The 21,733-nt window shown below is 64.4% G+C and carries 13 protein-coding genes; 9 read left to right on the top strand and 4 right to left on the bottom strand.

Annotation, left to right across the window (positions count from 1 at the left end; all coding sequences use genetic code 11):
• Window position 1 precedes the first annotated feature (1 nt).
• From treZ to SB765_RS11320, 7 genes are all read left to right on the top strand, one after another.
• On the top strand, window positions 2-1,744 hold the full coding sequence (gene treZ / locus SB765_RS11350) for a malto-oligosyltrehalose trehalohydrolase (protein ID WP_341796265.1): 1,743 nt from the start codon (window positions 2-4) through the stop codon (window positions 1,742-1,744).
• Window positions 1,741-3,810 (top strand): 4-alpha-glucanotransferase, encoded by a 2,070-nt coding sequence (gene malQ, locus SB765_RS11345; RefSeq protein WP_410931336.1) that lies wholly within the window; start codon window positions 1,741-1,743, stop codon window positions 3,808-3,810. The genes treZ and malQ overlap by 4 nt, the downstream gene beginning before the upstream one ends.
• Window positions 3,807-6,581, top strand: a complete 2,775-nt coding sequence (locus SB765_RS11340) for a malto-oligosyltrehalose synthase (protein ID WP_410931335.1) — start codon at window positions 3,807-3,809, stop codon at window positions 6,579-6,581. The genes malQ and SB765_RS11340 overlap by 4 nt, the downstream gene beginning before the upstream one ends.
• Before the next feature lie 14 nt (window positions 6,582-6,595).
• Entirely contained in the window at window positions 6,596-6,880 is a 285-nt protein-coding gene (locus SB765_RS11335; protein WP_084967438.1) for a DUF2934 domain-containing protein, read from the top strand.
• Between the two features lie 90 nt (window positions 6,881-6,970).
• Entirely contained in the window at window positions 6,971-9,124 is a 2,154-nt protein-coding gene (gene glgX, locus SB765_RS11330; RefSeq protein WP_341796269.1) for a glycogen debranching protein GlgX, read from the top strand.
• 98 nt (window positions 9,125-9,222) lie between these two features.
• Window positions 9,223-10,017 (top strand): endonuclease/exonuclease/phosphatase family protein, encoded by a 795-nt coding sequence (locus SB765_RS11325; RefSeq protein WP_410910035.1) that lies wholly within the window; start codon window positions 9,223-9,225, stop codon window positions 10,015-10,017.
• A 320-nt stretch (window positions 10,018-10,337) separates the two neighbouring features.
• Entirely contained in the window at window positions 10,338-11,414 is a 1,077-nt protein-coding gene (locus SB765_RS11320; RefSeq protein ID WP_410910034.1) for an autotransporter domain-containing protein, read from the top strand.
• A gap of 101 nt (window positions 11,415-11,515) precedes the next feature.
• On the opposite strand, the gene glgB is transcribed toward SB765_RS11320, so the two are convergent.
• The 3 genes from glgB to SB765_RS11305 form a co-directional block, all read right to left on the bottom strand.
• Complete coding sequence (gene glgB / locus SB765_RS11315; RefSeq protein ID WP_410931334.1) at window positions 11,516-13,726, bottom strand: 1,4-alpha-glucan branching protein GlgB; 2,211 nt, start codon at window positions 13,724-13,726, stop codon at window positions 11,516-11,518.
• Window positions 13,727-17,044 carry a maltose alpha-D-glucosyltransferase gene (gene treS, locus SB765_RS11310; protein ID WP_410931333.1) on the bottom strand — a complete coding sequence of 1,106 codons (3,318 nt, stop codon included), beginning with the start codon at window positions 17,042-17,044 and terminating at the stop codon, window positions 13,727-13,729.
• 104 nt (window positions 17,045-17,148) lie between these two features.
• Window positions 17,149-19,167, bottom strand: a complete 2,019-nt coding sequence (locus SB765_RS11305) for an alpha-1,4-glucan--maltose-1-phosphate maltosyltransferase (protein ID WP_410931332.1) — start codon at window positions 19,165-19,167, stop codon at window positions 17,149-17,151.
• 139 nt (window positions 19,168-19,306) lie between these two features.
• On the opposite strand from SB765_RS11305, the gene SB765_RS11300 reads away from it, so the two are divergent.
• Entirely contained in the window at window positions 19,307-19,468 is a 162-nt protein-coding gene (locus tag SB765_RS11300; protein ID WP_162838450.1) for a hypothetical protein, read from the top strand.
• A 98-nt stretch (window positions 19,469-19,566) separates the two neighbouring features.
• Window positions 19,567-19,803 (top strand): hypothetical protein, encoded by a 237-nt coding sequence (locus SB765_RS11295; protein ID WP_341796275.1) that lies wholly within the window; start codon window positions 19,567-19,569, stop codon window positions 19,801-19,803.
• A 116-nt stretch (window positions 19,804-19,919) separates the two neighbouring features.
• Here SB765_RS11295 and SB765_RS11290 read toward each other — a convergent pair whose 3' ends face one another.
• A complete protein-coding gene (locus SB765_RS11290) occupies window positions 19,920-21,605 on the bottom strand; it encodes an AMP-binding protein (RefSeq protein ID WP_410931331.1) in 1,686 nt (561 codons plus the stop codon).
• Window positions 21,606-21,733 lie beyond the last annotated feature (128 nt).

Below are 21,733 nucleotides of genomic sequence, written 5' to 3'. Positions count from 1 at the left end.
GATGCACAGGCATGGCGCACACTTACTGGACGCCACGTCGGCGCGCTTCGCCCTCTGGGCACCCGATGCGCGCAGCGTGAGCGTAGAACTGGAGCAACAGCCGGCCATCGAGCTGCTGCCCGACGACGATGGCTGGTACACCGGTGTGGCTCCGTGCCAGGCCGGTGACCGGTACCACTACCTTATCGACGGTGAGCTGCAAGTGGCCGACCCGGCCTCCCGCTACCAGCCTGAGGGCGTAAAAGGCCCGAGCCAGGTGGTGGATGTGGCCGGTTACCAGTGGCAACACCCTTGGCAAGGCCGCCCTTGGCACGAAGCAGTGATCCAGGAGCTGCATGTCGGTTTGCTTGATGGCTACGCCGGGGTTGCCAGGCAGCTGCCGCGCCTGGCCGAGCTGGGCATCAGTGCCATCGAGCTGATGCCGCTGGGGCAGTTCCCGGGCGAGCGCAACTGGGGCTACGACGGCGTGCTGCCCTACGCGCCACAAAACACCTACGGCAGCCCCGAGCAGTTGTGCGCACTGGTCGACCAGGCCCACGGCCAAGGGCTGATGGTGCTGGTGGATGTGGTGTACAACCACTTCGGCCCCGACGGCAATTACCTGCACCAGTACGCCAGCCCGTTCTTCCGCGAAGACCGGCAGACACCCTGGGGCGCGGCCATCGATTTCCGCCGCCCGCAGGTGCGCGAATACTTCATCCAGAACGCGCTGATGTGGCTGTGCGACTACCGCTGCGACGGCCTGCGCCTGGATGCCGTGCATGCCATCGACCAGCCCGATTTCCTGATCGAGCTGGCCCAGCGGGTGCGCGCCGCCGTAGAGCCGGGCCGCCATGTGTGGCTGGTGCTGGAGAATGAGCACAACCAGGCCGGCCTGCTGGAACAGGGCTTTGACGCCCAGTGGAACGACGACGGCCACAATGCCCTGCATGTACTGCTGACCGGCGAAACCGAAGGCTACTACGCCGACTACCAAAAGCGCCCCATCGACCAGCTTGCACGCTGCCTTTCTGAAGGCTTCGTGTTCCAGGGCCAGGCAAACCGCCACGGCACGCCCCGCGGTGAACCCAGCGGGCACCTGGAGCCCAGCGCCTTTGTGTTGTTCTTGCAGAACCACGACCAGGTCGGCAACCGCGCGCTTGGCGAACGCCTGACCCGCCTGTGCCCGCCGCCAGCCCTGCGTGCGGCCACCGGCCTGCTGCTATTGGCCCCCATGATTCCGCTGCTGTTCATGGGCGACGACGACGGCAGCTGCCGGCCGTTCCTGTTCTTTACCGACTTCCATGACGAATTGGCCGACGCGGTGCGCGAAGGCCGCCGTGGTGAGTTCGCCCACTTCACTGCTTTCGCCGACCCCGAGCAGCGTGAGCATATTCCCGACCCCAACGCCCAGCAGACCTTCGAGTCTTCACGCCCGCAAAACAAGGAGGTGATCGCCGGATGGCACGGCCTGTATCAGCAACTGCTGACCCTGCGCCGCCGCCACGTCATCCCGCACCTGCCCGGTAGCCGTTCACTGGGCGCCGAGGTGCACGGCGACAAAGCGCTGACCGCTCGCTGGCGGCTGGGCAATGGAAATACCCTGCGCATCGACCTGAACCTGGCGCCAACTGCGCAGGCGGTCGAACTGCCGGCTGCCGCCACCCGGCTGTTCGACACCAGCGATACCCAACACCCTGATAGTCAACTGGCCGCGTACAGCTGCGTGGTCAGCCTGCTTCCCCCTGCCCAGGAGCGCCCATGAGCGAAACCGCCCTGCACCGCTTGGCAAACCGCGTCGGGTTGAGCCGCGACTGGATCGACGCTAATGCCCGGCCCCAGCGCGTCAGTGACGAGGTGCTGCGCACCATTCTCGAAGGCTTGGGCCACGCTGCCGCTGACGACGACGCCATCGCCATCAGCCTGCGCACGGTTGAAGCGGCCGAAGACAGCGAACACCTGCCGCCCCTGCTGACCGCAGACCTGGGCAAGCCTTTGGCGCTGGCGCGTTACTTCAGCGCCGCCAGCGTCGCCCACTGCACCCTGGAAGACCACGCCTCACTCACCCTGAAACTTGACGACCAGGCACGCCTGCCCGGTGAGCTGCCAATCGGCTACCACCAGGTGGAAATCGACAGCCGCCACTTCACCGTGGCCGTGGCCCCGCCCCGCTGCCACAGCCTCGAAGACACGGTGCAACAGCCACCACCACGCTGTTGGGGCCTGGCGGTGCAGCTGTACAGCCTGCGCCGCCCCGGCGACGGCGGCTACGGCGACTGCCTGGCGCTGGAGCAACTGGCCCGCTCGGCTGCCGAGCGCGGTGCCGATGCCTTGGCCATCAGCCCCATCCATACACTGTCGGCCATCGACCAGGAGCACTACAGCCCCTACTCGCCCTCCAGCCGCCTGTTGCTCAACACCCTGTACGCCAGCCCCGCCGCCCTGCTGGGCGAACGGGAAGTGCGCATGGCCATCGAAGCCTGCGGGCTGGAGCAACAACTGGAAGAACTTGAGCAACGCCCGCTGGTCGACTGGCCACGCGCCGCCAGCGCCCGCCTGCGCCTGCTTGAAGCGCTGTACCAGGGTTTCAGCCAGGGCGACCACCCGCTCCGCAGCGATTTTGACAGCTTCCGCGAAGCTGGCGGCCAGGCGCTGGAGCACCACTGCCGCTTCGAGGTGCTGCAAGCCCAGGCGGTGGAGCACGGCCTGGGTGCCGACTGGCGCAACTGGCCCAAGGCCTGGCACGACCCCTACCACCCGGAAGTTGAAGCCTTTGCCAATGCCTACCCGGCCAAGGTCGAGTTCCATGCCTTCTGCCAATGGCTGACCGAGCGTGGCCTGCAACGTGCCCAGGAAGCAGCCCGCGGCAACGGCATGGCAGTGGGCCTGATCGCCGACCTGGCGGTGGGTGCCGACGGTGCCGGCAGCCAGGCCTGGAGCCGCCAGGACGAATTGCTGGCGGGCCTGAAAGTAGGCGCGCCACCCGACATCCTCAACCGCGCCGGGCAGGACTGGGGCATCTGTGCGTTCTCGCCCGAAGGCCTCAAGCGCAACGGCTACCGCGCCTTCATCGAGATGCTGCGGGCCAACCTGGCCCATGCCGGTGGCTTGCGCATCGACCATGTGATGGGCCTGCGCCGGCTATGGCTGATCCCGCAGGGGGCCAAGCCCAGCGAAGGCGCTTACCTCAATTACCCGGTGGACGACCTGTTGCGCCTGCTGGCGCTGGAGTCGGTGCGCCACCAGGCGATCATTCTCGGTGAAGACCTGGGCACGGTGCCCGACGGCCTGCGCGAAACACTGGCCGAGAAGGCCGTGCTGGGCATGCGCGTGCTGCCGTTCGAGCAAACTCAGCCAGGCCGGTTCAAACCGATATTGGACTGGCCGGACAACGCCCTGGCCACCACCGGCACCCACGATCTGGCACCGCTGGCCGGCTGGCTGGAAAACCGCGACATCGACTGGAGCCACCGCTTGCAACTGATCGACGCTGCCACCGAACTGCACTGGCGCCAAGGCCGCCAGATAGAACACGACGGCCTGCGCCGTACCCTGGAGACCAACTACGGTGAACTGAAGGACAACGACGCAGTAATCGATGCGGCCATCCGCTTCGTTGGCCATACCCGTGCGCCCCTGGTGCTGATACCGCTCGAAGACCTGCTGGGCTGCGACGAGCAGCCCAACCTGCCGGGCACCACCAGCGGGCACCCCAACTGGCGGCGGCGCTTCACCCGGCCGGTGACAGAACTGCTCGATGACGAGGATGCCGCGCGGCGCCTGGAGCTGCTGGCCCAGGCCCGCGAACAGGCTTGGGAGCGTGACCGATGAAGCCGCTGACCGCGACCCTGCGCCTGCAGTTTCACAGTGACTTCACCCTCGATCACGCCGTACCGCTGGTGCCGTACTTCGCCCAATTGGGCATCAGCCACCTGTATGCCTCGCCCATCCTCAAGGCCCGAGCTGGCTCGCGCCACGGCTACGATGTGGTCGACCCAACCTGCGTCAACCCCGAACTGGGCGGCGAGGCAGCACTGGAGCGGCTGGTCGCCGCGCTGCGCCCGCATGGCATGGGGTTGATCCTCGACACCGTGTCCAACCACATGGCCGTGGGCGGTGCCGACAACCCCTGGTGGCAAAGCCTGCTGGCCTGGGGCCGGCGCAGCCCGTATGCGGAGTTCTTCGATATCCAGTGGCACTCCAGCGACCCGCTGCTGGCCGGGCAACTGCTGCTGCCGTTCCTTGCCAGCGACTATGGCGTAGCGCTGAAGAATGGCGAGATACCGATTGAATTCGACAAGCAGCACGGCACGCTGCAAATCGCCCATTACGATCACCGCTTCCCGGTGTGCCCGGTCGACTATGGCTGGATTCTCGCCCTCAGCCCGGAGCCGGCGCTCAAGACTCTGGCCGAGCACTTCACGGCATTGGCCGAATCGACCACCCCGCTGGTCGATGCCCTGCCGCTGCACACCGAACTGGCACGCCTGGTGCGCGAAGGTGCCGACCTGGAATCGGCGCTGGTGGCATTCGACAGCCGCGCCGAAAATGGCCTCAAGCGCCTGCACCTGCTGCTGGAGCGCCAGACCTACCGCCTGGCCAGTTGGCGAACCGCTGCCGACGACATCAACTGGCGGCGCTTCTTCGACATCAACGAGCTGGGTGGCCTGAGGGTGGAGCGCGCCGTGGTGTTCGAGGCCACCCACGCCAAGCTGTTCGAGCTGATCGAGCGCGGCCTGGTGGACGGCCTGCGCATCGATCACATCGACGGCCTGGCCGACCCGCGCGGCTACTGCCGCAAGCTGCGCCGTCGGGTTGATGGCCTGTTGGCGCAGCGGCCTTTGCAGGCGGCCCTGGAGCACTTCCCGATCTACGTGGAAAAAATCCTCGGCGCCGGCGAACACCTGCACCGCGACTGGCTCACCGACGGCACCACCGGCTACGAATTCATGAACCAGGTCTCGCTGCTGCAGCATGACCCAGCCGGCGAAGCGCCGCTGACCGAACTGTGGGCGAACGTCACCGAACGGTCGGGCTTCCCTGAAGAAGTGCGCCTGGCGCGGCACCTTGTGCTCAATGCCAGCCTGGCCGGTGACTGCGAATCGGTGGCCCAGGCACTGCTGCAGGTTGCGCGCAACGACCTGATGACCCGCGACCTGACCCTGGGCGCGATCCGCCGGGCGTTGCAGGCACTGGTGGCGCATTACCCGGTGTACCGCACCTACTTCAATGCCTGCGGGCGCCCCGCTGAAGACGAAGGTTTTTTCCAGCAGGCGCTGGCCAACGCCCGGCACGACCTCGGAGAAGCCGATTGGCCGTTACTGGACCATCTTGAACAATGGCTGGGCGGGCAAGCCTGGCGGCAGTTGCCACCGGGCCGCGCCCGCAAGCAACTGCGCCACGCCTGCGTGCGCTTCCAGCAACTGACCGCGCCCAGCGCCGCCAAAGCCGTGGAAGACACCACTTTCTACCGCAGCGCCCGGCTGCTGTCGCGCAACGACGTGGGCTTCGAGGCCGAGCACTTCAGCGCGCCACCCATGCACTTCCATAACGAAGCCCAGCGGCGTCTGCGCGACTTCCCCGACAACCTGCTCGCCACTGCCACCCATGACCACAAGCGCGGGGAAGACACCCGCGCGCGCCTGGCCGTGCTCAGCGAACGCGGCCCGTGGCTGGCCAGCCGGGTGGAACACTGGCGTGAACTGGCAGCGCCGCTGCGCGCACAGCTGGACGATGGCCTGGCACCCAGCCCCGGCGACGAGCTGATGCTGCTGCAAACCCTGCTTGGCAGTTGGCCGCTGGGCCTCGACCTGCACGACGACAACGCCCTGCGCCAGTACGCCGAGCGTATCCGCCAGTGGCAGCAGAAGGCCTTGCGCGAAGCCAAGTTGCGTAGCAGCTGGAGCGCGCCGAACGAGGCCTACGAAGGCGCCTGTGCCCGCTACATCGATGGCTTGCTGCTGGACAGCGAGAACCAGCAACTGCGCAAATCCGTGGCAGATGCCGCGCAACTACTCGCCTGCCCCGGCGCCCTCAATGGCTTGGTGCAGGCCCTGCTGCGCATGACCACACCCGGTGTGCCCGACCTGTACCAGGGCAACGAGTACTGGGACTTCAGCCTGGTCGACCCCGACAACCGCCGCCCCGTGGACTACGCTTTGAGGCGTCGCACCCTGGACGACGCCACGCCGCCAGCCGAGCTGCTGGCGCACTGGCGCGACGGCCGCATCAAGCAGGCCCTGATCGCCCGGGTGCTGGATTGCCGCCAGGCGCACGCCGAACTGTTCCGCCGTGGCGCCTATCTGCCGCTGACCGTGCTGGGCAAACACGCTGACAAGGTGATCGCCTTTGCCCGGTTGGGCGACGGCGAGCGGGCCGTCATCGTTGCGCCACGCCTGGCCAGTACCCTGCTCGGTGGCAACCCTACACCGTTGATCCCGGCACAGAACTGGGACGACACCCGGCTGGTACTGCCGTTTGCCTTGTCACCTGCCAACTCGACGGGACTTTTCCCCTGCGCGGCGGTCAGCTCTTCCAAGGAGTTGATGTTGAGCACCGTGCTGGCGGAGTTTCCGGTCAACGTGTTGATACAACAATCTTGAGCATCAGGAGCGTCATGATGAGTGTCGATGAAAAGCGTATTCGCGAATTTGCCTACCAGATCTGGGAATCTGAAGGTAAGCCCGTAGGGGAGGAAGAACGCCACTGGGATATGGCCCGCAAGTTGGCCGAGGCCGAGGCCCTGGCCCCCAAGGCCGAGCCACGCAAGCGGGCGCCGGCCAAGCCCAAGGCAGCCGCTGAGCCCAAGGCGCCTGCCGAGCCCAAGGTGGCTGCCCTGCCGGGGGGCAAGCCCGCTGCGGCGAAAAAGCCCCGCGCGGTGAAAAAGCCTACTGCCGGGTAAGCCTGTCCCGGCCTCTTCGCGGGTAAACCCGCGAAGAGGCCAATGCAGGACACCACATTCCCCTTCCATAACGGCCATTTGAGGATCGTCATGAGCCCCCGCACCCCAAAGAAAACCCGCTCGGTCGCACCATCGCGCATCCGCGAAGGCATGCCCTTCCCCCTCGGCGCCACCTGGGATGGCCTTGGGGTCAACTTCGCCTTGTTCTCGGCCAACGCCACCAAGGTCGAGCTGTGCCTGTTCGACTCCACCGGCGAACAGGAACTCGAGCGCATCGAACTGCCCGAATACACTGACGAGATCTACCACGGCTACCTGCCCGACGCTCACCCCGGCCTGGTCTATGGCTACCGGGTGTACGGCCCCTACGAGCCGGAAAACGGTCACCGCTTCAACCCCAACAAACTGCTGATCGACCCGTATGCCAAGCAGCTGGTCGGCAGCCTGGAGTGGTCAGAGGCATTGTTCGGCTACACCATCGGCCACCCCGACGGCGACCTGTCGTTCGATGAGCGCGACAGCGCGCCCTTCGTGCCCAAATGCAAGGTGATCGACCCGGCCTTCACCTGGGGCCGCGACCAGCGTGTGTCGGTCCCCTGGGAACGCACGATCATTTATGAAGCGCACACCCGCGGCATCAGCATGCGCCACCCGGCAGTGCCGGAAAAACTGCGCGGCACCTTTGCCGGCCTGGCCAACGACGAGCTGCTCAAGCACATCAAGGAGCTGGGCGTCTCCAGCATCGAGCTGCTGCCGATTCACGCCTTCGTCAACGACCAGCACCTGCTGGACAAAGGCCTGAACAACTACTGGGGCTACAACAGCATCGCCTTTTTCGCCCCGCACCCGCGCTACCTGGCCAGCGGCAAGATTGCCGAGTTCAAGGAAATGGTCGCCCACCTTCACGACGCCGGGCTGGAGGTGATCCTCGATGTGGTCTACAACCACACCGCCGAAGGCAACGAACGTGGGCCGACCCTGTCGATGCGCGGTATCGACAACGCCTCGTACTACCGCTTGATGCCGGACGACAAGCGGTTCTACATCAACGATTCCGGCACCGGCAACACCTTGGACCTGAGCCACCCCTGCGTGCTGCAGCTGGTCACCGACTCGCTGCGGTACTGGGCCGGCGAAATGCACGTGGACGGCTTTCGCTTCGACCTGGCGACCATTCTTGGCCGCTACCACGAAGGGTACAACGAGCGCCACGGCTTCCTCGTCGCTTGCCGCCAAGACCCCATGCTGAGCCAGGTCAAGCTGATTGCCGAACCTTGGGACTGCGGGCCGGGTGGCTACCAGGTAGGCAACTTTGCCCCCGGCTGGGCCGAATGGAACGACCGTTTCCGCGATACTGCGCGCGCCTTCTGGAAAGGCGACGAAGGCCAGCTGGCTGACTTCGCCGCACGCCTGACCGCCTCGGGCGACATGTTCAACAACCGCGGGCGCCGGCCTTATTCCTCGGTCAACTTCATCACCGCACACGATGGCTTCACCCTGCGCGACCTGGTGTCGTACAACCACAAGCACAACGAAGATAACGACGAGAACAACCAGGACGGCACCGACAACAACCTGTCATGGAACTGCGGTGCCGAAGGGCCGACAGACGACCCGGATATCAACGCGCTGCGCATGCGCCAGATGCGCAACTACTTTGCCACCCTGCTGCTGGCCCAAGGCACGCCGATGATCGTCGCCGGCGACGAGTTCAGCCGTACCCAGCACGGCAACAACAACGCCTACTGCCAGGACAGCGAAATCGGCTGGGTGAACTGGGACCTGGACCAGGAGGGCAAAGAGCTGCTGGCCTTCGTCAAACGCCTGACCCGCCTGCGCCTGGCCTACCCGGTGCTGCGCCGCTCACGCTTCCTGGTGGGTGACTACAATGAGGCAATCGGGGTCAAGGACGTGACCTGGCTGGCACCGGATGGCAACGAAATGAGCGTGGCGCAGTGGGAAGACCCGCATGGGCGCTGCCTGGGCATGCTGATCGATGGTCGCGCGCAGGTCAGCGGCATCGCCCGGCCGGGTTCCGAGGCCACGGTACTGCTGATCGTCAATGCCCACCATGATGTTGTGCCATTCAAGTTGCCGACGGTACCTGAAGGTGATTACTGGAGCTGCCTGATCGATACCGACCGGCCAGAGTTGCGCAAGGGGCAGCACCTGCAGTTCGACAGCACGTTCGAGGTAAAGGGGCGATCGATGCTGCTGATGGTGTTGCAGCACGAGGAGGAGTGAACCTGGGGTGGCCGCGCCTGTCCGACTGTGTATGGCTGGCTTGCCGGCGATAGGGCCGGTGCAGGCAACACACATGCACCTGTGATCGAGGAGGAATTGTGAACCCCGAAGCCGGCAGCACAGGTTTTGCCAGCGTCAACCAGGCCGCGGCCGTGAAGCGGCTGCGGGTACTGACGGTGAACACCCATAAGGGCTTCACCGCCTTCAACCGGCGCTTCATCCTGCCGGAACTGCGCGAGGCGGTGCGCAGCACTCAGGCCGACATCGTCTTCCTCCAGGAAGTGCTTGGCAGCCACGACCGCCACGCCGCGCGCTACCCGGGCTGGCCGCAGACCTCGCAGTACGAATTCCTCGCCGACAGTATGTGGAGCGACTTTGCCTACGGCCGCAACGCGGTCTATCCCGACGGCCACCACGGCAATGCGCTGCTGTCCAAGTACCCGATCATCGAACACCGCAACCTCGACGTGTCAATCACCGGCCCCGAGCGCCGTGGTCTGTTGCACTGCGTTCTGGATGTGCCGGGGCAAGGCCCGGTTCATGCGGTCTGCGTGCACCTGTCGTTGCTGGAGAGCCACCGGCAACAGCAGCTGCTGCTGCTGCGCAAATTGCTGGACTCCCTGCCTGCCGATGCCCCGGTGATCATCGCCGGGGATTTCAACGACTGGAAAAGCCACGGCAACCGCACCCTTGGCCTGCGACGCGACCTGCATGAGGCTTTCGAGCGCCACCATGGCCACCTGGCCCGCACCTACCCTGCCCGCCTGCCGCTGTTGCCCCTGGACCGCATCTACCTGCGCAACGCCGAAAGCCATGGGCCGCGGATTCTGGGGCACAAACCTTGGTCGCACCTGTCAGACCACTTGCCGTTGGCGGTGGAGGTCAGGCTCTAGCAATCATTCTTCATAGCCACGAAGCGGGAAATAGCGAACCCCGCTATGCCCTAGAGATTTTCTCGGAAAATCAAGTGCTTGAGAGAAATTACACAACCTGAACAGTTCTTTCACGCTTTCTTGACGCAAGCGGCGTCCTCTCCTTAGCTGAACATTACCAAGCATTAAAGATCTCGCGCCGGGCCTCTAGCTCGCGCCTTCGTGCGCGCTTGCAAAGGCTGGCGTGCTGGTTTGGGTCGCCCACTGTTTTTGCCGTACAGCTCGTGACAACAGGCCAGGTCCTCGGGCTGTACCCCACAAAAACCAACAGGAGATCCGCCATGAAAAGCACCTCGAACCCCTTGCGCTTCGACAGCATTTTCTATGCGGTTTCCACGTCGCTGCTTCTGGCAACCCCGGTGGAAACTTTCGCGTACGAACTGCAGGGTGACCCCACCTCGCCCGGTTTTCTGCAACAGCCTGCAATGCCGCAGATGTCGCTCGACCCGGTCAGCGCCAGTGGCTTGAGCATCGGCACCCTGAGTGCGTTTTCGCAAACCATGAGCGCGCGCCACGGGCAGACAGCACCGGACCTGATCGCCAGCCAGTGGGCACAGTTTTTCCCGACCACCTCGCGCAGTGGCACGCAACCCCCAGACCAACTGGAGGCCCCCAGCCAGCAATTGACAATCGGCCCGGACCTGTTCGTGCGTGAAACTGCAGCGGGCAACGTGCACCGCGCAGGGGTTTTCGTGGGGCATAACAACCTGCAGAGCAGCTTCAACGGCATGCGCCCGCTGTTGGGCGACAAGCAGCGCAACGCGGTGAACCTGAGCGGGGAAAGCCTGGGCGTGTACTGGAGCATGACCCATGAACAGGGCTGGCACCTGGATGCGGTGGCCATGGGCTCACGCATCGATGTAATGGGCCGGGGTGAAAGCGGCCAGCGCCTTGACGAAAGCGGCCATGCGATGACGTTCTCGGTGGAAGGCGGCTACCCGATCCGCCTGGGCGGCAACTGGGTGATCGAACCCCAGGCACAGTTGATCAACCAGCAGTTCTTCCCCGGCAACCAGGTGCAGGAAGAAACCCTGCAGGCCTTCGACAGCCAGCCGAGCTGGAGCGGCCGGGTCGGTGCGAAATTGTCCGGGCGCTACGACGTGCGTGGCATGCCCATCGAACCTTATGTGCGGACCAACGTGTGGTACGACTTCAGCAATCCCGACGAGGTGAAGCTGGACCAGGTCGACAAGATCTCCAGCTCGCGCTACTCAACTACGGTGGAACTGGGCTTGGGGCTGGTGGCGCGGGTGACGCCTTCGGTGGCCTTGTTTGTCAGCGCCGATTACAGCAGCGATGTGGATGACAATGACCTGAACGGGCTGATTGGCAGCCTTGGTGTGCGGATGCGGTGGTAGGCAGGCCCGGCCCCTTCGCAGCACAAGGCTGCTCCTACAAGGGAATGCGCCCACCTGTAGGAGCAGCCTTGTGCTGCGAAGAGGCCGGTACAGGCAACGTATCAAGCCGGTTTCATTACCAGCACCCCAAGCGGCGGCAAATTCAGCGCCAGCGACAGTGGCTGCCCATGGCTGGCCACTGCCTCACTGGCCACTGCCCCCAAATTGCCTACGTTGGACCCTGCATACAGCTCGGCATCGCTGTTCAGCAACTCCTGCCAGCGCTCGCCAAACGGCACACCAATGCGGTAGCCCTCGCGTGGAACCGGGGTAAAGTTGGCCACCACCAGCACCGGCTCGCCGCTGCTGCTCCAGCGCAGCCAGGCGTACACGCTGTTTTGCGCGTCGTCACCGATCAGCCACTGGAAGCCCTGCGGCTGGCAATCCTGCTCGTGCAGCGCCGGCTCTTCGCGGTACAGGCGGTTGAGATCGCCCACCAGGCGCTGCACGCCTTGGTGCTCGGGGTACTGCAGCAGGTACCAGTCCAGCTCGCTGTCATGGTTCCACTCACGCCACTGGCCGAACTCGCAGCCCATGAACAGCAACTTCTTGCCTGGGTGCGCCCACATGAAAGTGAGGTAGGCGCGCAGGTTGGCGAATTTCTGCCAGCGGTCGCCGGGCATCTTGTCGATCAGCGAGTGCTTGCCGTGCACCACCTCGTCGTGGGAGATGGGCAGGATGAAGTGTTCGGAATAGGCGTAGATCAGCCCGAAGCTCATCTCGTTATGGTGGTGGTTGCGATGCACCGGGTCGTTCTGGATGTAATGCAGGGTGTCGTGCATCCAGCCCATGTTCCACTTGTAGGCAAAGCCCAGGCCGCCCTGCTGGGTCGGCTGGCTGACGCCGGGCCAGGCGGTGGACTCCTCGGCGATGATCAATGCACCGGGGGCCTCGTGGGCAGCCACGCCGTTGAGGTGGCGGATGAAGTCGATGGCCTCCAGGTTCTCGCGCCCGCCGTGGCGGTTGGGCACCCATTCGCCGGCCTTGCGCGAATAGTCGCGGTACAGCATCGAGGCCACCGCATCGACCCGCAAGCCGTCGATGTGGAAGTGCTTCAGCCAGTGCAGCGCCGAGGCCATCATGAAGCCGCGCACTTCGTTGCGGCCGAGGTTGTAGATCAGTGTGTTCCAGTCCTGGTGGTAGCCCTCCAGGGGGTTGTCATATTCGTACAGGGCAGTGCCGTCGAAACGCGCCAGGCCGTGTTCGTCGGTGGGGAAATGCGCCGGCACCCAGTCCAGCAGCACGCCAATGCCGCCTTGGTGGCAGGCATCGATGAACGCGGCAAAGTCCTCGGCACTGCCATAGCGTGAGGTGGGCGCGAACATCGACAGTGGCTGATAGCCCCAGGAGCCGCCGAACGGGTGCTCCATGATCGGCAGCAATTCGATATGGGTAAAGCCCAGTTCCTGCACATAGGGCACCAGCCGCTCGGCCAGTTCACGCCAGTTGTAGTAGCGCCCGACTTCGCCTGCCTCGTCCAGCTCGCAGCGCCAGGAGCCTGGGTGCAGCTCGTAGATCGACAGGGGTGCGCTGTAGGCATGGCGCTGCGCGCGTTGTGCCATCCAGTCTTGGTCTTGCCACGCGTGGCTGAGTTCACCGGCCACCTTGGATGCGGTGCTCGGCGGCAATTCAGTGGCGCGGGCCAGCGGGTCTGCTTTCAGTGGCAGTATCCCGTCCTTGCCCAGCACCTCGTACTTGTAGGTTTCGCCTACGCCCAGGCGCGGCACGAACAACTCCCACACCCCGGCGCTGTGGCGCAAGCGCATGGGGTGGCGGCGGCCGTCCCAGTTATTGAAGTCACCCACCACCGACACCCGCCGGGCATTCGGCGCCCACACCGAGAAACACACGCCGTCGACGCCCTCGACCTGGATCGGTTGGGCGCCGAAGCGCCCGGACAGGTCGCGGTGGTTGCCTTCGGCGAACAGGTGCAAGTCCATGTCGCCCAGTTGCGGGCCAAAGCTGTAAGGGTCTTCGGTGACTTGCTCGCCACCGACCCAGCCAATTTGCAGCAGATAGGCTTGTGCATCATCGAGGTGCGCCGTGAACAAGCCCGGTACTGCGCTTTGCACCATTTCGGCCAGGACGCGCCCATCATGGCGCGCCAGCACCCGTGCACTCAGCGCATTGGGCAGGAAGGCGCGGATAAACACCCCGCCTTGGCCATCGCCGTGGGGGCCTAGCACTGCGAAGGGATCGGCGTGCTCGGCGCGGGCCAGGGCATCCAGGTCCCGTTGCCGAAGGCCGCCGTTTTCACGCGTGGTTGCATTCATTTATGACTCTCCCCAAGTACTGATCAGTCCATGCAGGCCGTGCAAAGGCACGGCCAGCCAGCTCGGACGGTTTTCGGCTTCATATGTGATCTCGTAGGCGGCTTTTTCCAGGCAGAACAATTCCAGTGCGGCGCGCTCGCCCTCGGCCTGTTGCCAGGCATGGGGCATGGCGGCGGTGGCCAGGCCATAGGCTTCGACAAAGGCGTGGCGCGACTGATGCAGGTACTGCCGGGCAACCCGCTGACGAGCCTGCTGCGCCGGGCCGGAAAGGTCGACCGCAGAGGCGCTGCGCAGGATCATCGCAGCAGCATAGTCGAAGGATCGCAACACGCCGCTGACATCCTTGTACGGGCTGTGCTTTGCCCGGCGTTCTTGCAGTGGACGGGACGGTTCGCCCTCGAAATCGATCAGATAGGCATCCCCCTGCACCACCAGCACCTGGCCCAGATGCAGGTCGCCGTGCACCCGCATCAGCAGGCCGCCCTCGGCCTGGCCCGCCAGGTTGGCGATGTGCTGCGCCAGGCCATCGCGCTGTTGCTGCAGGTCGTCGATCAGGGCCTGGCTGTCGTGGTCGAGGCTGTCACGGTGCTGGGCCAGCAGGTCGAGGGCGTGGGTCAGTTCGGCGCTGATCTGCGTACCCCAGCGCTGGCTGTCGTCAGCATCGCTGGGGCGTGGGCGGAAGGCCTCATCGTCGGTCGGCGCAGCCAGCAGCAGGTGCATCTCGCCCAGGCGCTGGCCGAGCAAGGCGGCAAAGCCGGTGAGCTCCACCAAGGCATCGGTGTGTGCCTCGGCATCGCGGCTGGGTGGGGCCATCTGGTCGCGGATAGCCCGTTCCAGGGTGTTCTGGGTCCAGGCCCAGGCATCGCCCTGATTGCTCAGGTAGCCTTGGGCGATCATCAGCAGGTGTGGGGCGTTTTGCTCATCCACCCGGCTGACCCAAGCCAGCAATGGCGAGATATTGGCAAAGCCGGCAGCGGTCAGGTAGGCGCTCATTTCCAGTTCCGGGTGAATGCCCGGGTTAACCCGACGGATCAGCTTGAGCACCACGCGGTCGCCGACCACCACCGAGCTGTTGGACTGCTCGGCGCTGAGGTAGCGCACTGCGCTTTCATCGTTCAACCCAAGGGCTGCCAGCAGGTCGGTGCATTCGAAACGCAGTTCGCCCGCGCCGCTGCCGCAGGGCAGGCGCAGGCCATCCTGGCAGGCGTGCAGCACTGCGCGGATAAACGGTTCGAGCACGAAGGCATCGGTAATCAGGCCAACCTGATGGGCACGGCGCACCCGCGACAAGGCCAGCTGCTGCGGCAGCGCTGTGTTGATCTGGTCTTCGGGCAGCAGGCCAAACGGCAGCTGGTAGTGGTTGGCCGTCCCCCCGCTGACCACTTCGATTTCGCTGAGCAACACGGGCGTGGTAGCGGTAGCGAAGCGCACGCCGTAGCGCAGGCGCACCTCGTCAATGGGCCCCTCCTTGCCGGCGAACCAGCGCCGCTTGGGCAGGTATTGGGGCAGGATGGTGGTTTGCAGGGTGTCGCGGGCGGGTGCTTCCAGCAGTTCTTCCATGCGCTTGCGCAAAACTAGCGTGGTCAATTCGGGTAACCCCTCGGTGGCCTGGATGTGCCAGCTGGGCATGCGGTCATGGGAGGCCAGCAGGAACCAGTAGAAGGCATAGGGTGGCAGGGTGAGCAGGAACGGCAGTTGCCCGATGGGCGGGAAGGCGCTGCCGCCGAGCATCTCCACGGGTACTTTGTCGGCGTATTGTGACAATTCCAGTTCGGCAGCCTGGGCGGCGCGGGACACGTTGGCCACGCACAGGATGACCTCGGTGTTGCCATCGGCATCGGTGTACTCGCGGATATACGCGAGGATGCGCCGGTTGCTGGGCGTAAGGGTTCGCAGGGTGCCGCGGCCAAAGGCCTTCTGCTGCTTGCGTACGGCCAGCATGCGCCGGGTCCAGTTCAGCAATGAATGCGGGTCGTGGCTCTGCGCTTCTACGTTGACCGTCTGGTAGCCGTATAGCGGGTCCATGATCGGCGGCAGCACCAAGCGCTGCGGGTCGGCACGGGAAAAACCCCCGTTGCGGTCCGGCGACCACTGCATGGGCGTACGCACCCCGTCGCGGTCACCGAGGTAGATGTTGTCGCCCATGCCCAGCTCGTCACCGTAGTACAGGGTTGGTGTGCCCGGCATCGACAGTAGCAGGCTGGTCAGCAGCTCTATGCGCCGGCGGTCACGCTGCAGCAGCGGTGCCAGGCGCCGCCGGATACCCAGGTTAATGCGGGCGCGGCGGTCTTCGGCGTAGTAGTTCCACAGGTAGTCGCGCTCGCGGTCGGTGACCATTTCCAGGGTCAGCTCATCGTGGTTGCGCAGAAAGATTGCCCATTGGCAGTTGGCCGGAATTTCCGGCGTCTGGCGCAGGATGTCGGTGATCGGGAAGCGGTCCTCCATGGCCAGGGCCATGTACATGCGCGGCATCAGCGGGAAGTGAAAGGCCATGTGGCACTCGTCGCCCTCGCCTTCGCCGAAGTACGGGCGGGTGTCTTCGGGCCACTGGTTGGCCTCGGCCAGCAGCATGCGGTCGGGGTAGTTAGCGTCGATTTCAGCGCGAATGGCCTTGAGTACCGTGTGGGTCTCGGGCAGGTTTTCGTTGTTGGTGCCGTCGCGTTCGATCAGGTACGGGATGGCATCCAGGCGCAGGCCGTCGACGCCCAGGTCAAGCCAGAAGCGCATCACCTTGATCACCGCATTGAGCACCTGCGGGTTGTCGAAGTTCAGGTCTGGCTGGTGCGAGTAGAAGCGGTGCCAGAAGTACTGGCCGGCGACCGGGTCCCAGGTCCAGTTGGACTTTTCGGTGTCGAGGAAGATGATGCGCGTGCCGTCGTACTTCTGTTCGTCATCCGACCACACGTAAAAATCCCGCGCCTTGCTGCCGCGCTTGGCATGGCGCGCCCGCTGGAACCACGGATGCTGGTCGCTGGTGTGGTTGATGACCAGCTCGGTGATTACCCGCAGGCCGCGCTTGTGTGCCTCGGCGATGAAGCGGCGGGCGTCGGCCAGGCTGCCGTAGTCGGGGTGCACGGCCTTGTATTCCGCAATGTCGTAGCCGTCATCGCGCCTTGGCGAAGGGTAGAAAGGCAGCAGCCACAGGGTGTTGACGCCCAGTTCGGCAATGTAGTCCAGCTTGCTGATCAGGCCGGCGAAATCGCCGATGCCGTCGTTGTTCGCATCGAAGAACGACTTGATGTGCAACTGGTAGATGACGGCGTCCTTGTACCACAGCGGGTCGTCGATGAAGGCTGCCGGGCGGGAACGCTTGGCCATGGGTGACTCCTTTCATTTTCCAGGTTGCTCTGCAAGCAACTGACTTGACCCCATACCTGTGGGAGCGGGCATGCCCGCTCCCACAAGGAGATGTGTGCCTGGCTCTACCGGGCTGTTTCGATGCGCCAGATGCCGAACGGCTGGTGCCACGGCTCTATGCGCATCCATTGGGTCTTGCCGTACCACGACCAGCGGTGGCCGTTCATCAGGTCTTCACCATGGGTTTCGGCGTTGTCATCCAGCCCCAGCTCCCACAGTGGCAGCTCGAAATGCGCCTCCTGAGCGTTGTGCGGGTCGAGGCTGATCGCCACCAGGATGTAGTTGTCACGCTCTGGCGTGCGCTTGGCGAAGTACAGGATGTTGTCGTTCCAGCAGTTGAAAAACGCCACGCCCAGGTGGGTTTGCAAGGCGCGGTTCTGCCGGCGAATGCGGTTGAGCTGGGCGATCTCGGCAATGATGTTGCCCGGCTGGGTGAAATCGCGCGGGCGGATCTGGTATTTCTCCGAATCCAGGTATTCCTCCTTGCCTGGCAGCGGCGCGCTTTCGCATAGCTCGAAGCCGGAGTACATGCCCCACAGGCCCGAACCCATGGTGGCCAGCGCGGCGCGGATGAGGAAGCCGGCGCGACCGGAGGTGTGCAGGAAGAACGGGTTGATATCCGGCGTGTTGACGAAAAAGTTCGGCCGGTAGCACTGGCTCCACGGCGGCTGGTTGAGCTGCTCGTAGAATTCGCGCAGTTCCTGCTTGGTGTTCCGCCAGGTGAAGTAGGTATAGCTTTGCGCGTAGCCGACCTTACCCAGGCGCGCCATCATCGCGGGCTTGGTGAATGCCTCGGCAAGGAAGATCACATCCGGGTAGCGGGCGCGCACATCGGCGATCATCCATTGCCAGAACGGCAGTGGCTTGGTGTGCGGGTTGTCGACGCGGAAGGTCTTCACGCCCTCCTCTACCCAGCCGAGCACCACGTCGCGCAGCGCCAGCCACAGCGAAGGGACGGCGTCCGGGGCGTAGAAATCGACGTTGACGATGTCCTGGTACTTTTTCGGCGGGTTCTCGGCGTAGCGAATGGTGCCGTCCGGGCGCCAGCTGAACCAGCCGGGATGCTCTTTTAGCCATGGGTGGTCCTGCGAGCACTGGATAGCGAAATCCAGGGCGATTTCAAGGCCATGCTCAGCGGCGGCGGCAACCAGTCGACGAAAGTCTTCCCGCGTGCCCAGCTGCGGATGGATGGCGTCATGGCCGCCTTCGGCACTGCCGATAGCGTACGGGCTGCCAGGGTCGCCGGGTTCGGCCTTGAGGGCGTTGTTGCGGCCCTTGCGGTGCTGCGTGCCGATGGGGTGGATGGGCGGGAAGTACAGCACATCGAAGCCCATGTCACGGATCATAGGCAGGCGCTGGTGCACGTCATTGAAGGTGCCATGGCGCTGCGGGTCATCGGTGATCGAGCGCGGGAACAGCTCGTACCAACTGGCGAACTGCGCGGCCGGGCGGTCGACATCGACGGGGAACTCGCGGCTGCGGGCCAGATAACTGCGGTGCCCCGCTTCGCTCATCAGGTGCGCAACGTCCGGGCCCAGCAACAGTGCCACCTGCCCGTCGGTATCCAGCTCCGCCAAGCGCTGCTGTAGCGCTTCGAGCTCATCGCGCACGGCACCGCTGCACAGCTCGATGCCTTTGCCCAGCATCAAGCGGCCCTCTTCCAGTTCCAGTTTTACCTCGACACCGGCGTGGTACTTTTTCTCCAGGTCATGGCTATAGGTGGCGAACGGGTCGACCCAGGCCTCGATGCTGAACAGGTGCGGGCCAAGTTCGGTGGGGGTGAACTCGGCCAACCACAGGTCGTTGCCCGCCGATTGCATCGGCACGCAATGCCAGCGCCGGCTGTTGGCCTGGCGCCAGTTGAGCATCACCGCCAGGCGGTCGTGGCCATCGCTGTAGACCTTGCTGCTGACCGCCACTGGCTGGCCGCTGATGGCCTTGGCGGCGAAGGTGCCGGCTTCGAGCGCGGGTTCGGTGTCTTCGATCACGATACGCGGCGCCAGCAGCGCCTGGGACAAGCTGATGGCCTGGTCCGGGTGATCGTTCGCCGTGGGCACGCTTTCAAAGGGCTCGTTTCGTGACATCGACCTTGCTCCCTCAGGCTGGTGGCGGTAAGGGTTCAGAGCCGGGTACAGGCGGGGGGTTCAAAATAATTGAGCGAACGGCAGCTGCCAGCGGTCAGAGCCTACAGCACCTCTTCACCCACCCACGCGAGGTCAGGCCATGAACATTCCCATTCCACCGGAAACCCCCGATCCCAATATCGACGACCCCAGCTTGCCGCCGCCCGTGCCGGAAGAAGACCCGGACGAGCTGCCGATCAAGCCAACCATGCCGCCAACGGTGGGCGACCCGCCGAGCCAGGAGCCACCGGTGAAGGCTTAAGGGTAGACCACGCTACCTGATATTTTTGCCAGTAGCGGTGCCGATGGGTTGTGCTGAAGATTGAGGCTCTCGATATCAAGCCAGGAGCCTCCTTCATCGTGGATACCGCAACCCGCCGGCAGCGTGAGGAATTCGAGCGACAAGTGGTCGATATGCTTCAGGATGCAGGTGTGGTCGACTCGGGGCCAGGTACCTTGTTGGCGCATCTGGACAGGGACAAATGTGAATTTGCGTTGATGCAGTTGGAAGCGCGTTACAGCGTTCGTTTGCGGCGTGACTACCTGAGCGTTGCCGAGGTTGCGGGCGAACTGTACAAGGCGCTGAATGAGCGTTGACCATTTCGGCCCTTTCGCGGGCTTGCCCGCTCCCACAGGTACTGCGCCGTATCCTAGGTCGGCGCGGGCCCTGGAGGAGCGGGTTTACCCGCGAAAGCGCCGGTTGACCCAACACCTCAACAACCCGCAGATACCGCCGAGATCTCCGCCACACTGATTTCCCGCATGCGGAACTTCTGCACCTTGCCGGTCACCGTCATCGGGTATTCGTCAACGAAACGGATATGCCGCGGCACCTTGAAGTGGGCGATGCGTGCCTTGCACCAACCCTGCAGTTCCTCGACCGTGGCGCTATGCCCCGGGTGCAGCTTTATCCAGGCTACGATCTCTTCGCCATAGCGGCTACACGGGATGCCGATCACCTGCGCATCGGCCACCGCCGGGTGGGTGTAGAAGAACTCCTCCAGCTCACGTGGGTAAATGTTCTCGCCGCCGCGAATGATCATGTCCTTGTTGCGCCCGACGATGCGCACATAGCCCTGCTCGTCCATCACCGCCAGGTCGCCCGAATGCATCCAGCCGGCCGGGTCGATGGCATCCGCCGTGGCCTGGGGGTTGTCCCAATAGCCAAGCATGACGCTGTAGCCGCGGGTGCACAGTTCGCCGATCTCGCCGCGGGCGACGATACAGCCATCGGCGTCCACCAGCTTGTTCTCCAGCTGCGGCTGGGTGCGACCGACGGTGGTCACGCGCAGCTCCAGATCGTCGTCCGGGCCGGTTTGCAGCGACACCGGGCTGGTTTCGGTCATGCCGTAGGCGATCTGCACTTCTGCCATGTGCATCTGGTCGATGACCCGGCGCATCACCTCGATCGGGCAGGTGGCGCCGGCCATGATGCCGCTGCGCAGGGTCGACAGGTCCATCTGCGCACGCGAGGGGTGATCGAGCATCGCGATGAACATGGTCGGTACGCCGTACAGGATGCTGGCACGCTCCTCGGCCACGGCGCGCAGGGTTAGCTCGGCGTCGAAGGCGTCGTTGGGGTAGATCATGGTGCTGCCGTGGGTGATGCAGCCGAGGTTGGCCATGACCATGCCGAAGCAATGGTACAGCGGCACCGGGATCACCATACGGTCGCTGGCTGTCAGGCCAAGGCTTTCACCCACCATGAAACCGTTGTTGAGGATGTTGTAGTGACTGAGCGTGGCACCTTTGGGCGCACCGGTGGTGCCGGAGGTGTACTGGATGTTCACCGGCTGGTCGAATTGCAGGCCTTGCTGGCGGGCGGTGAAGGCCTCTAGCGTTGTCTGCCCAGCCTTTTCGGCCAGTGCATGCCAGCGCAGGAAGCCGGCAGGCGGGTTGGCGGCCAGGCTGATCACGCCGCGCAAGTCCGGCAGGCGCTCACTGACCAGTTCACCTGGCGTGGCGCAGGCCAATTCTGGCACCAGTTCCTGGACCATGGCGTGGTAATCAGACGTCTTGAAGGCATCTGCACACACCAGCCAGCGGCAGCCGGACTGACGCAACACGTATTCCAGCTCACCTACGCGATAGGCCGGGTTGATGTTGACCAGGATGGCGCCGACCTTGGCACTGGCCAGCTGCAAAATGCACCACTGGGCGCAGTTGGGCGACCAGATGCCGACACGCTCGCCGGTGTTCACGCCCAGGGCCATCAGCGCGCGGGCATGCACTTCGACCTGATCGGCCAACTGCCGCCAGCTGTAGCGCAGGCCCTGGTGGCGCGACACCAGCGCCTCGCCATCGGCACAGCGGGCCACCGTGGCATCGAAGGCCTGGCCGACGGTCAGGGTCAGCAAGGCTTGGTCCTGGCGACCGCGGGTATAGCTCGGTTGACTCATGGGTGTCCCTTCTTGTGGTTGTTCTGGGCACGACTGAAGCAAGCGGGAATACTCTGGCGCAGATTTACGTTTACGTAAAGGTGATGAGTGGATTGACAGTGACCTCATGCAGGTTTACGTTAACGTAA

This window comes from Pseudomonas sp. SIMBA_067 (assembly GCF_046534675.1).
Taxonomy (GTDB): Bacteria; Pseudomonadota; Gammaproteobacteria; order Pseudomonadales; family Pseudomonadaceae; genus Aquipseudomonas; species Aquipseudomonas putida.
This window is presented reverse-complemented; position numbering and strand designations above follow the sequence as displayed.

Bases quoted from the DNA above. Each gene is read 5' to 3' on its own strand.
- treS (WP_410931333.1), bottom strand. From the start codon at position 17,044: ATGGCCAAGCGTTCCCGCCCGGCAGCCTTCATCGACGACCCGCTGTGG.
- SB765_RS11320 (WP_410910034.1), top strand. From the start codon at position 10,338: ATGAAAAGCACCTCGAACCCCTTGCGCTTCGACAGCATTTTCTATGCG.
- SB765_RS11335 (WP_084967438.1), top strand. From the start codon at position 6,596: ATGATGAGTGTCGATGAAAAGCGTATTCGCGAATTTGCCTACCAGATC.
- glgX (WP_341796269.1), top strand. From the start codon at position 6,971: ATGAGCCCCCGCACCCCAAAGAAAACCCGCTCGGTCGCACCATCGCGC.
- treZ (WP_341796265.1), top strand. From the start codon at position 2: ATGCACAGGCATGGCGCACACTTACTGGACGCCACGTCGGCGCGCTTC.
- SB765_RS11305 (WP_410931332.1), bottom strand. From the start codon at position 19,167: ATGTCACGAAACGAGCCCTTTGAAAGCGTGCCCACGGCGAACGATCAC.
- malQ (WP_410931336.1), top strand. From the start codon at position 1,741: ATGAGCGAAACCGCCCTGCACCGCTTGGCAAACCGCGTCGGGTTGAGC.
- SB765_RS11300 (WP_162838450.1), top strand. From the start codon at position 19,307: ATGAACATTCCCATTCCACCGGAAACCCCCGATCCCAATATCGACGAC.
- glgB (WP_410931334.1), bottom strand. From the start codon at position 13,726: ATGAATGCAACCACGCGTGAAAACGGCGGCCTTCGGCAACGGGACCTG.
- SB765_RS11340 (WP_410931335.1), top strand. From the start codon at position 3,807: ATGAAGCCGCTGACCGCGACCCTGCGCCTGCAGTTTCACAGTGACTTC.
- SB765_RS11290 (WP_410931331.1), bottom strand. From the start codon at position 21,605: ATGAGTCAACCGAGCTATACCCGCGGTCGCCAGGACCAAGCCTTGCTG.